General features: G+C 61.1%; 9 protein-coding genes. 3 read left to right on the top strand and 6 right to left on the bottom strand.

Annotated elements, in window-relative coordinates:
• Nucleotides 1-51: 51 nt before the first annotated feature.
• Complete coding sequence (locus JV201_RS20710) at nt 52-468, bottom strand: OsmC family protein (protein WP_003210558.1); 417 nt, start codon at nt 466-468, stop codon at nt 52-54.
• Between the two features lie 140 nt (nt 469-608).
• Here JV201_RS20710 and JV201_RS20705 point away from each other — a divergent pair, with 140 nt between their 5' ends.
• Nucleotides 609-1,613 (top strand): amidohydrolase family protein, encoded by a 1,005-nt coding sequence (locus JV201_RS20705; protein ID WP_219405990.1) that lies wholly within the window; start codon nt 609-611, stop codon nt 1,611-1,613.
• Between the two features lie 148 nt (nt 1,614-1,761).
• Nucleotides 1,762-3,387, top strand: coding sequence for a methyl-accepting chemotaxis protein (locus JV201_RS20700; RefSeq protein ID WP_134327086.1), 1,626 nt, complete (start codon nt 1,762-1,764; stop codon nt 3,385-3,387).
• A gap of 503 nt (nt 3,388-3,890) precedes the next feature.
• Here the strand turns inward: JV201_RS20700 and fabB are convergent.
• From fabB to JV201_RS20675, 5 genes are all read right to left on the bottom strand, one after another.
• The gene (gene fabB / locus JV201_RS20695; protein ID WP_017480195.1) at nt 3,891-5,111 is read right to left on the bottom strand and encodes a beta-ketoacyl-ACP synthase I; all 1,221 of its coding nucleotides are present in this window, start codon (nt 5,109-5,111) and stop codon (nt 3,891-3,893) included.
• Nucleotides 5,112-5,122: 11 nt separating this feature from the next.
• Nucleotides 5,123-5,638, bottom strand: coding sequence for a 3-hydroxyacyl-[acyl-carrier-protein] dehydratase FabA (gene fabA / locus JV201_RS20690; protein WP_003210552.1), 516 nt, complete (start codon nt 5,636-5,638; stop codon nt 5,123-5,125).
• 248 nt (nt 5,639-5,886) lie between these two features.
• A complete protein-coding gene (locus JV201_RS20685; protein ID WP_102369646.1) occupies nt 5,887-7,788 on the bottom strand; it encodes an ATP-binding protein in 1,902 nt (633 codons plus the stop codon).
• The gene (locus JV201_RS20680) at nt 7,785-8,696 is read right to left on the bottom strand and encodes an ABC transporter substrate-binding protein (protein WP_052024261.1); all 912 of its coding nucleotides are present in this window, start codon (nt 8,694-8,696) and stop codon (nt 7,785-7,787) included. Before JV201_RS20680 ends, JV201_RS20685 begins: the two co-directional genes overlap by 4 nt.
• Nucleotides 8,697-8,716: 20 nt before the next feature.
• The gene (locus JV201_RS20675) at nt 8,717-10,849 is read right to left on the bottom strand and encodes a TonB-dependent siderophore receptor (protein ID WP_087694449.1); all 2,133 of its coding nucleotides are present in this window, start codon (nt 10,847-10,849) and stop codon (nt 8,717-8,719) included.
• A 195-nt stretch (nt 10,850-11,044) separates the two neighbouring features.
• On the opposite strand from JV201_RS20675, the gene JV201_RS20670 reads away from it, so the two are divergent.
• Entirely contained in the window at nt 11,045-12,070 is a 1,026-nt protein-coding gene (locus tag JV201_RS20670) for an NAD(P)H-dependent glycerol-3-phosphate dehydrogenase (protein WP_003210548.1), read from the top strand.

Below are 12,070 nucleotides of genomic sequence, written 5' to 3'. Positions count from 1 at the left end.
CTGAGCGGGTCTGATGGTACTGAGCATAACCCGCTCGACGGGAGGTTGCCGCTACTGGCTGAAGGCGCCTTCGGAGAGCCGGGTCTCGATGGTGACTTCGGCCGTGGTCATCAGCTTGTGCACCGGGCAGCGATCCGCCACGCGGTGCAGCTCGTCGCGCTGCTCGTCAGTGAGTACGCCCTTGAGGGTCAGTTTGACGTTGAGCTTGTATTTGCCCTTTTGCTCTTCGGTGCTGTCATGGGTGACTTCCACGGTCACGCCGGTCAGCGGTATGTCTTTTTTCTGCGCATAGAGCTTGACGGTCAGGGCCTTGCAGGACGCCAGTGCGGCGTCGAAGTAATCGTGGGGGGAGGGCGCCGAATCGTCGCCGCCCAGGCTCTTGGGCAGGTCGGTAAACAGCTCGTGGTTATTGATATTGACGCTGTGGCGGAAGTTTTCGGCGTTCAGCGTGTTCACGGTAACAGGCATGGCAAACCTCACAGGGTGGCAGGAAGAAGCTCATGCAGTTATAGAGCATGCTGGCACGTTGGTGTTCCCCGTTGTTTACCGCTGAACCCGCAGGCGCGGCCCGAGGTCTACCGGCATTAGCCCTTGTTTGAGATACCCCCGTGCGCCGGACCCGCCTGAGTATTGCCCTGTTGCTGACCTCCGCAAGCCTTGCGGTGCAGGCTCGCGACTATGCCTACAGCGATGCACACCTGCATTACGTCGATTTCTTCCAGGAGTCGGCGGGCATGGATAAATTACTCAAGGCCATGGCCGATAATCGCATCGAGCACGTGATGATTTCCGGCATTCCGGTGGCCAAGAAATGGCATGAGGACGAACCCAAGCGGCCGCGCTATTACGCCGGGGACGACGCCGACGCCTATTGGTATAGCGCCACCGACGTGTTCGTCGCCGATGCGGTCAATAAACTGAGCCCGGAGCAACGTCAGCGCTTTCATCCGTTCCTCAGTGGTTTCAATCCCAACGATAAAAATGCCGCATCCCATATCCAGCGCATGCTCGATCTCAATCCTGGGCTCTGGCAAGGCATCGGCGAAGTCTTCACCCGTCACGACGACCTGACCGCGCTGACCTCCGGCGACACCCCAAGGGCCAACAACGAGGCGATGACCCGCATCTATCACCTGGCCGCGGAGAATGATCTGCCGGTGATGGTGCATTCCAACATCACCTCCAAGCGTGAGAAAAATCCGTTGTACCTGGCGGAAATGGAAGAGCCGCTGCGTAATCACCCGCACACCCGGTTTATCTGGGCCCATGCGGGCAGCAGCATGGAGATCCACCGGCACCAGACGCAGATGGATTTTTTGCTGCCGACCCTGGCGCGCATGCTGGAGGCTTACCCGAACCTGTACGTCGACCTGTCCTGGAGCGTGCTCACGCCTTACTTGCTGGATGAGGCGGGAAAGGCACGCCCTGAGTGGGTAAAGCTGGTGGAGCGCTTCCCGGACCGCTTCATGCTTGGCTCAGACGTGGTAGGACGCTTCAACAAGCTCGGTAAGGAAATGCGCAGCTTTGACCCGTTCCTCGATGCGTTGCCTGAGGATGTGGCCAGAAAGGTCGCACGGGGCAATTTCCTGGCGATTCTGCCCAAGCCCAGGTGATGGGTTTAGCTGAATCGCTACAGCCGGGGCGGGGCGATCGTAAGGCGTTTTGATATCGCGTTTTCGTCTTAGGCAAAAGTCTCAACTCGCCGATACCTTTCAAGAGCCCGCTGCAGGTGGATGCAGCGCTTTTGGAAGGATTCCGAGCATGAATATCAGAAGTCTGAATATCGCCCCTCGCGCCGGCCTGGGGTTTGGTTTGCTGGCGCTGATGGTGTTTGCCCTGGGCGGGTTCGCCTTGTTGCAGATGGGCAATATGCGCCAGCAGTCTGACCAGGTGGAAAACAACTGGCTGCCCAGCGTGATGGCGGTCGGCGAGATGAATCAGGACCTGCTGCGGGTGCGGGCCCTGACGTTGCGGCTGCTGCTTAACCGCGACCCGCAGGCAATCACGCAGAATGAGCAGAAAATCACCGAGCTGAAAAGCGGCCTGCACAAGGCTCAGTCCCTCTATGAAGGCTTGATCGTGCTGCCTGAAGAGCGGGTGCTGTTCGATCGCTTTAAAACCGAGGAAGAGCGTTACCTGCAGCGCCAGGAACAGGTGATGGCGTTTTCCCAGGCGAATCAGTTGGAAGACGCGATCAAGGTGGTCAACGGCGAGATGAACCAGTTGGCCGACGAACTGGCCGGTACCCTGCGTGAGCTGGTGACGTTGAACAAGGTCAGTGCCAATCAGGCGGCGAGCCTGGCGCAAAGTGTGTTCACGCAATCGCGCAGTTGGGTGGTTGGCATGATTGCCGTGACGGCGCTGATCACCATCGGCCTGGCATTGTTGCTGACCCGCAGTATTGTGCTGCCGTTATCCCAGTCTTTGAAAGTCGCCCAGGGTGTGGCCAGTGGCGATCTGACCGGGGTGATTACTGTCAGCGGCCAGGATGAGCCGGCGCGTTTGCAGCAGGCGCTGAAAAGCATGCAGGAGAGCCTGCGGGAAACCATTCGGCGTATTTCCGATTCGTCCAGCCAGTTGGCGTCGGCTTCCGAAGAGCTTAGTTGCGTGACCGAAGATGCCACCCGTGGGTTGCATCAGCAGAGTCAGGAAATCGAGCAGGCGGCTACTGCGGTGAACCAGATGACGGCGGCGGTGGAGGAGGTGGCGAGCAATGCGGTGGCCACTTCACAGGCGTCCCGTGAGTCGGACCGTATTGCCCAGCATGGTCGCGAGCAGGTGCATCAGACGGTGTTGTCGATTGAGTCCCTGGCGGATGATGTGACGGCCAATGCGACTCAGGTGGAGGACCTGGCGCAGAAGGTGTATGGCATCAGCAAGGTGCTGGATGTGATTCGTTCGATTGCCGAGCAGACCAATTTGCTGGCGCTGAATGCCGCCATCGAAGCGGCGCGGGCCGGGGATGCCGGGCGTGGGTTTGCGGTGGTGGCGGATGAGGTGCGGGCCTTGGCGCATCGTACGCAGCAGTCGACCCAGGAAATCGAGCAGATGATCAGTGGGATTCAGCAGGGGACTGATCAGGCTGTCAGCTCCATGCAGCAGAGCAATACTCGGGCGCGGTCAACGTTGGATATCGCCAAGTCTGCGGGGACGGCGCTGGAGGAGATTGCTTCGGCGTTTACCCTGATCAACGAGCGCAACCTGGTGATTGCCAGTGCCTCGGAAGAACAGGCGGCGGTGGCGCGGGAGGTGGATCGCAATTTGATGAATATTCGCGATTTGGCACAGCAGACGTCGGCGGGGGCGAACCAGACCAGTGCGGCGAGCCAGGAGTTGTCGCGGTTGGCGGTGGATCTCAACACGATGGTGGCTCGGTTTTCGGTTTAGGTTGTTGGGGGAGTATGCCCGTTGCTGTGGTAGGGGCTACTTATGGTTTCGCTCTCGCAGCGAGTCACTTTGCAAAAGCGGCAAAGTAAGCAAAGCGCTCTGCCTCGCCTGTCGGCGGGGCGCCTAAGATCAAAAGCAAGAGCACGGCGGCCTGGAAGCCGACCTGAGTGTTAGAAGCAAAAGCAGAACCGCTTTTCTGTMGGAGCCGGCTTGCCGGCGAAAACCTGAGRWCGCCGCGTTGAWTCAGGATGCCARCGTCATCGTTAACGACCTTCGCGAGCAAGCCCGCTCCCACATTGGACCGTGCCCGTTTTAGCTTTTGATTTTGCTTCTAAACACTCAAGCCTGAGCGAGGTGCCGAGTGATCGGGCAAGAGCGTTTTGCTTACTTTTGACTGGGCACGCATTCCGGCTTTCAAAAGTGAGCCACTGTAAGCGCGGTAAACGGGTAAAAAAACGCCCCGAACCAGTCGGGGCGTTTTCAGGCGATCAAGCTGCGAGAGCTTACTTACCCTGCCAGCGTTTCAGCACCAGGGTGGCGTTAGTGCCACCAAAGCCGAAGCTGTTGCTCATCACTGTATTGATGGTCGCATCTTCACGAGTCTTGGTCAGGATAGGCATGTCAGCCACGTCCGGGTCCAGTTCCTCGATGTTGGCAGAACCTGCCATGAAGTTGCCTTCCATCATCAGCAGGCAGTAGATCGCTTCGTGAACGCCAGCGGCGCCCAGGGAGTGACCCGACAGGCTCTTGGTAGAGCTGATCGCCGGAGCCTTGTCGCCGAATACCGCACGCACGCCTTCCATTTCCTTGGAGTCGCCGACCGGAGTCGAAGTACCGTGGGTGTTCAGGTAGTCGATCGGGGTATCAACGGTGGACATGGCCATCTGCATGCAGCGGATGGCGCCTTCGCCGCTTGGCGCAACCATGTCGTAGCCGTCGGAAGTCGCGCCGTAGCCGACGATTTCCGCGTAGATCTTCGCACCACGGGCCAGGGCGTGTTCCAGCTCCTCGACCACCACCATGCCGCCACCGCCGGCAATGACGAAACCATCACGGTTCTTGTCGTAGGCGCGGGAGGCTTTTTCCGGGGTTTCGTTGTACTGGGTCGACAGGGCGCCCATGGCGTCGAACAGGAACGACTGGCTCCAATGTTCTTCTTCACCGCCGCCGGCAAACACGATGTCCTGCTTGCCCAACTGGATCTGCTCTACAGCGGTACCGATGCAGTGAGCACTGGTGGCGCAAGCGGAGGAGATCGAGTAGTTCACGCCCTTGATCTTGAACGGTGTGGCCAGGCAGGCGGAAACGGTGCTGCCCATGGTCCGCGTGACGCGGTACGGGCCAACGCGCTTGACGCCTTTCTCGCGCAGGATGTCCAGCGCTTCCATCTGGTTCAAGGTCGACGCGCCACCGGAACCGGCGATCAGGCCGGTGCGCACGTTGGATACCTGGTCTTCGCTCAGGCCGGAATCGGTGATCGCGTCCTTCATGGCCAGGTAGGCGTAAGCGGCTGCGTGGCCGACGAAGCGATAGATCTTGCGATCGATCAGTTCTTCGAGGGGCAGGTCGATGGAGCCGGAAACCTGGCTACGCAGACCCATTTCGGCATATTCCGGGTTGAAGCGGATGCCAGGGCGACTTGCACGCAGGTTAGCGGAGACGGTCTCTTTGTCATTGCCCAGGCACGAAACAATGCCCAGACCAGTGATAACGACGCGGCGCATGCGGATAACCCTTAAAAGTTGTCAGTGGAAGTGAATACGCCGACCCGAAGGCCTTCGGCAGTATAAATCTCGCGACCGTCGACAGTCACCGAACCATCGGCAATGGCCAGGTTCAGCTTGCCCTTGAGGACGCGCTTGATTTGAATGTTGTAAGTGACTTTCTTGGCGGTCGGCAAGACCTGGCCAAAGAACTTCACTTCGCCCGAACCCAGGGCGCGACCGCGGCCCGGCAGGCCTTGCCAGCCCAGGTAGAAACCGACCAACTGCCACATGGCGTCAAGGCCCAGGCAGCCCGGCATCACCGGATCGCCTTCGAAATGGCAGGCGAAAAACCACAGGTCAGGGGTGATATCCAGCTCGGCGACCAATTCACCTTTGCCGTACTTGCCACCCTCTTCGCTGATATGGGTGATGCGATCCACCATCAGCATGTTCGGGGCGGGCAGTTGCGCGTTACCTGGGCCGAACAGCTCACCGCGACTGCAGCGCAGCAGGTCTTCCCGAGTAAAGGCGTTTTGTTTGGTCATGCGAGCTCCTCAATAATCCCATGCGGCAGGGCAGGGCAAATCTTCCCGGCCGACTGAAGCGTTCATGCCTCATATCGGCAGCCTACACATAGACTATTGCGTTGTAGTGAAAGTCACAGCGTCAAGGTCATGAATGTACACTTGTGCACTGAAATTATAAACCGGGCCGGTTTACGGGCCCGTTCGGGTGCCTAAGACTGCCGCACTTTCGTCTTTCACGCCAGTCGCAGTTGGCTGATGGCACCGTGTTACTGCACCCATCTCTGCAGGATTTGCTGCAAATCCGTGCGTTTGAACGGCTTTGCCAGGTAATCGTTCATTCCAGCTGCCAGGCAGGCTTCGCGATCGCCCTGCAAGGCATTGGCCGTGAGGGCAATGATTGGCAGCTCGGCGCAACCGGGCAACTGGCGAATCTGCCGGGTAGCCTCGTAGCCATCGATGCCCGGCAGTCGGCAGTCCATCAGGATTGCGGTAAAAATCAGGCTCTCGGCGCTGCGAATCGCTTCGGCGCCGTCGGTGGCGATGCTCACCTCGAACCCCAGGCTGCGCAGCATGGCTTCGACCACCGTGCGATTGACCGGGTTGTCTTCCACCAGCAACACGTTGCGCCCTTCGCCCGCACGGCCATTGCCTTCGGTATTCGGCGCGAGCACCGGCAAGCTCTGCTGGTAGATCGCCAGCGGGATTTCCAGGGTGAACACCGAGCCGTGGCCTTCTTCGCTCTGGGCGCGCAGGGTGCCGCCCATGCGTTCGGCCAGGGTGCGTGCGATAGGCAGTCCCAGTCCGGTGCCGCCGTAACGTCTTGAAATGGAACTGTCGGCTTGCTGGAACGCATCGAACATCAGTTCCAGGCGCTCGGCGGAAATGCCAATCCCGCTATCGCGCACGGTGCAGGTGAACCACAGCAATTCATGGTCCAGGGTCTGCCAGTGGGGTTCGACGGTGACGGTGCCCTGCTCGGTGAACTTCAGGGCATTGCCGATCAGGTTCACCAAAATCTGCCGGATGCGGGTCGGGTCGCCCTGTACCTGCAGCGAGCCCAGGCCCTGGGGGATCGGCACTTCGAGCGCCAGCCCGCGTTGTTGGGCGGCGTGCTGGAAGGCCTGGGCGCAACTGCTGATCAGCTCCACCAGGTCGAACGGAATGTGCTCAAGCTCCAGGGCCGCGCGCTCGATGCGCGAGAAGTCGAGGATGTCGTTGATCACCTTCAGCAGGTGTTCGGTGGACTCCGAGGCCAGCGCCGCGTATTCGGTCTGTTCCTCGGTCATGTCGGTGGTTTCCAGCAGTTGCAGCATGCCCAGCACCCCGTTCATCGGCGTGCGCAATTCATGGCTCATCATTGCCAGGAAGTCCGACTTGGCATTGTTCGCCCGCTCGGCTTCTTCGCGGGTCTGGATCAACTGGGCCATGGCCTGGTGCTGTTCACGACTGGCCTGGTTCAAGCCATCGGCGAGGTTATTGATGTGGCGCGACAGGTCGCCCAGCTCCGAGTCATCCACGATGGGCAGCGGCGTCTGGTAATCGCCCTGCTGGATCGCCTTGACCGCATTGCCCATGGCGCTGATCGGTTGCGACAGGCTGGCCGCCAGGCGCCGGGCCAGCAGGAAGGTAAACAGCAGGGCGAACAGCGCGAGAATCCCGGCCTTGAACAGGATTTCCTGCTGGCGCTGGCTGAACGCATCGTTGGACATGCCGACAATCACTCGCCCCAGGTAGTCCGCGCGCGGGGCCTTGGGCTCGGCAGTACTGTCCTGGAAGAAGTCATTGCCCAGCTGGATATGTTGCAGGCGAATCGGCGCCTGGAAGACTTTCACCGACAGCGAGCGATCGTGCTTCTCCGACGGTTGCTCGACATACACCAGGATATTTTCTGCGCTGTCCTGAATCTCCAGGAAGCGCACGTGCGGCGTGGCGAGGGTGGCCCGCAACAGGCTTTCAAGCACGTCGTTGTTGCCGGAAATCACCCCGTATTCGGTGGCCGGCGCCAGTTGGTTGGCGATCAACTGGCCGGTGTGGTCCAGTTCCTGGCGCAGGTCCTGGATCCGCACGAAGGTGAAGAAGCTGATCAACAGCAGCGTCAGCAGGAGTGCCGGGCCCAGGGTAATGAGCTGGGTCCGGGTGTTGATGTCCCAACGGCGACGAAATGTCATGGGCGTTTTTCTCCTTCGGCCAGGCGGGCGGCGACGTTGGTTTCGTCCACCTGTTCGATCCCCAGTGAGCGCGCAACCTGCGGGTTGCCTACGACTTTGAAACGTTCCGGGTACAGCGAGCGCGGCCAACTGGCCGGCGCATGATCCAGCAGGCGGTCGAGCACATCCAGCCAGTCGGTCTGATCGCTGTAGGTGCTGGCCAGGCTGCCGGCCTTGACGAACCCGGCGTTGGGCCCGACCAGTGGCAATTGCCTGGCGTAGCTGCTGAGCAGCAGGTTTTTCGCGGTTTTCGGGTTGTACAGCTGGGGATCATCCAGCCCCAGCAAGACGTCGCTGTTCTTGAACAGGCTTTGCAGCGGGCGACTGTCATTAATGTTTTCCCAAAGCTGGGGCACGATCTCCAGGCCCATGGGCGCGGCATACTGGCGCAGCTCGCGCAGCAGGAACTCGCTGTCGATGCCATAGAGCACGCCGATGCGCCGGGCCTGAGGCAGGATGCCGGTGATCAGGCGCAGTTGTCGGTCCAGCGGTGGGTCGCTCCACAGCAGGCTGATCTTCGCAGGCAACGTGGCACCCAGGCGCTGGCGCGCTTGCAGGCGGCTGATGCGCAGCACCAGGGTCGGTGGGCCCTGGGCGTCTTGCAGGCGCCAGTCAAGGCTGGGCAGGTCCAGCAGGATCAGGCGGGTGCTGGTCGGCAAGTTTGCAGGGGCGGGCAGGTCCTTGAGCGGGGTGAACTTCACGCTGTCTTCGGGACGCTGCAGGGCCAGGGCCTGGACGAATGTTTGTACGCCCGGGCCGTCTTCGTCGGCGGTCAGCAGGATATCCGCTGCCCATGTCGGTGCGCCGAACAGTAAAACCCCAAGCAACACACAGCACCGCCAGAGCCGGGCGGTAAAGGGGAGGGTCATCCGTGACGAGTCGCTGTCCACTAGAACTCTAACTCCGCACTGAAGTAGAGCACGTGGCGTTGGTCATAGTTGTTGTCGCGCCAGGTGGTGGGCTGATTGTCGAGGCGTTGTTGCAACATGCCGGCCAGCTCCACGTTGGCTTTGCCCAAGGCAATGCGCTTGGCCACCCGCAGGTCGACCCGTTCGAAGCGATACTGGTTGAGCGCATCGTCGCCATAGTAGAACACCGCGCTGGACCAGCCATGGCCCCATTCCCGCATCCAGCCGGCCGAGCCGCTGTTGCGGGCGGTCTGCTGCCTGTCCAGGGGGTTGGTGGCGCTGGCATCCACATAAGCATAGGTGACGCGCAGCCGGTCGGCGGTGCTCATGTGCCAGTCGAGCTGGGTTTCGGTGCCGGTAAAGCGCGAGCTGTTCGAGTTGCTGGCGATGTACTGGTTGTTGCGCAGCGGCTCGCTGACCATTTCGCTGATTTCGTCGTAGAACAGCTTCACGTCGACGTTCAGCCCGATGTCGGCAAAAAAGCCGTTGTAGCCCAGCTCCCGGGAGCGCATCAGCTCTTTGTCGAGGTTGCCCGGGCCACGGGTCACCACGAAGTATTGGCCGGAGTTCTGGCCGTAGGCCGGCGAGCTGAGGTTGGTGACGCGGTAGCTCCAGTTGACGTTGTTCTCGAACATGTCCGGGGAGCGAATGGCTTCGGAGTACACCGCGCGCAGGCCGTGGCGCGGGTTGATCAGGTAGTTGACGGCCACCCGTGGCGTCAGCGAGTTGCCGCTCAGGTGAGTGTCTTCGTACATCGCGCCGCCCTGCAGCAGCCAGTGTTCGCTGGCCCGCCATTCCAGGTGGCCGAACAGGCGCCAGGTGGTGTCGTCCAGGGTGCCGTTGAAGTAGGTGTCGGAGTCGGCGCGGTCGTAGCGGTAGTTCATGCCGCTGACCAGGCGCAGGCTGTCGGACAGGCTGAGGGTGTCTTGCAGCTCCAGGTCGTAGCGGCTTTCCTTGGTGCTTTGGTCGATGTTGCCGCAGACCGGGTCCTTGCCGCCGTCTCCCCATTGCTGGAGCACCTGGCGGGCCAGTGCCTGCTCGGCGGCGCTGCCGGGTGGGAGGTTGCCTGGGTTGAAGTTGTTCATGTGCCGGGCCAGTCGCTCGGCATAGTTGGGGTTGAGCTGCCACAGCTGCGTCAGTTCCGGGCTGAACGAGACCTTGGCATCGCACGCGCGCCAGATCTGCCGGCGATCCCACTGCTGGGCCGAACCCTGGATATACAGGCTGTGATCGGGGTTGAAATCGAAGTTCCAGCGCAGGGAACCGGCATAGTCCTTGGCGCTGACGTCGGAATTGTTACCGCCTTCGGTAATCCCGTCGAACACTGGTTGGTAGGTGTAAGGGCGCTGGTTGGTGCCTTCCTTGGCGTCCAGTTGCCAGTCGATGCTTTGTTGCGCATTCAGGGTCTGGCTCACGGCCAGGCTGAAGCGGTTCAGGCGGCGCCCGTCGCGGCGGTCAGCGCCCACGCGGTCGCTGTCAAAGCCATCGTCCTGTTGACCGGAGAGTGACAGGCGCAAATCGCCGGTGTCCCAGCCCATGCCCTGGCTGGCGTACCAGTCGTTGATCCCTCGGCCGCCCTGGGTGAGTTTCATCCGCGTGCCATGGCTGTTGGCCGGCGAGCGGGTGAGGATGTTGACGACGGCCATCAGCGCGTTGGCGCCGTAGCTGACGGTATTGGGGCCGCGGAAGACCTCGATGCGGTCGATGTCTTCCAGGGCTACCGGAATATCGCTCCAGTCCACCGTGGCCAGGCCCGCTCGGTACACCGAGCGCCCATCGATCAACACCTGCATGCGCCGCGCATCGCCCGCCTGGGTGCCGTGGTAATTCACGGCGGCCTGGTTGCCGGTGGTGTAGCCGACCATCATCCCGGGCACCAGCCGCAGCAGTTCGGGGATATCCCGCGCACCGCTGGCCTTGATCAGCTCGCTGTCGATCACCGTCATGCTGCCGGGCACGGCGGCGGCCGATTGCTTGAGCCGGGTGGCGGTCAGCACCTGCGGCAGCGGCTGGCTGTCGAGGAACAGGTCGTCAGCCAGCACCGGCACACTGCACCACGGCATGCACAACAACGTCAGCAAAAGGGATGAGCGAGGAGGAGGGCCCAAATACACGGCACGGCCTTGATAATTACGGATAGCCGCCCATGTTAACTGAGGTGGGGCCTTTTGCCAGTCGTCGGCCCTGTAATTACTTCGCACAAATGTCGCATTTTCCGACAAGCGTTTGAATTGACGCGGGGGCTGGCCGCAGGCGGGTCGCTCCGTATAATGCGGCCATCGCCACTGCTATGGATTAACGGATTGCATATGACTGAACAGCGCCCTATTGCGGTCCTGGGAGGCGGAAGTTTTGGTACCGCCGTGGCTAATCTGCTGGCTGAAAATGGTCACCGGGTGCGCCAATGGATGCGTGACCCCGAGCAAGCCGAAGCCATTCGGGTCAACCGGGAAAACCCCCGTTACCTTAAAGGCATCAAGATTCTGCCGGCCGTGGAGCCGGTGACTGATTTACAGGCGACGCTGGACGAATGCGACCTGTGCTTCGTCGCGCTGCCCTCCAGCGCTTTGCGTTCGGTGCTTGCACCCCATGCCGAGCGGCTGGCGGGCAAGCTGCTGGTGAGCCTGACCAAGGGCATTGAGGCGCACACCTTCAAGTTGATGAGCGAGATCCTTGAAGAAATCGCCCCCGAAGCGCGGATTGGCGTGTTGTCCGGGCCGAACCTGGCGCGGGAAGTGGCTGAGCACGCGCTGACTGCCACGGTGATCGCCAGTGAAGACGAAGAACTCTGCGAGCGGGTGCAGGAGGTGCTGCACGGTCGCACCTTCCGCGTGTACGCCAGTGCCGACCGTTTCGGCGTCGAGCTGGGCGGGGCGTTGAAGAACGTCTACGCGATCATCGCCGGCATGGCGGTTGCGCTGGGCATGGGTGAAAACACCAAGAGCATGCTGATCACTCGCGCCCTGGCCGAGATGACCCGGTTTGCGGTCAATCAGGGCGCCAACCCGATGACCTTCCTTGGCCTGGCGGGTGTGGGCGACCTGATCGTCACCTGCTCGTCACCGAAAAGCCGCAACTATCAGGTCGGTTTTGCCCTTGGCCAGGGCTTGAGCCTGGAAGACGCCGTGACGCGTTTGGGCGAAGTGGCGGAAGGCGTCAACACCCTGAAGGTGCTGAAGGCCAAGTCTCAGGAGGTCGGGGTGTATATGCCGCTGGTTGCCGGGTTGCACGCGATCCTGTTTGAAGGGCGCACCTTGAACCAGGTCATCGAGTTGCTGATGCGCGCCGAGCCTAAAACCGATGTCGACTTTATTTCCACCAGTGGTTTCAACTGA

The organism is Pseudomonas sp. Colony2 (genome assembly GCF_019382755.1).
Taxonomy (GTDB): domain Bacteria; phylum Pseudomonadota; class Gammaproteobacteria; order Pseudomonadales; family Pseudomonadaceae; genus Aquipseudomonas.
Note: the sequence above shows the minus strand (reverse complement) of the source record. Positions and strands in the feature narration are given on the sequence as shown.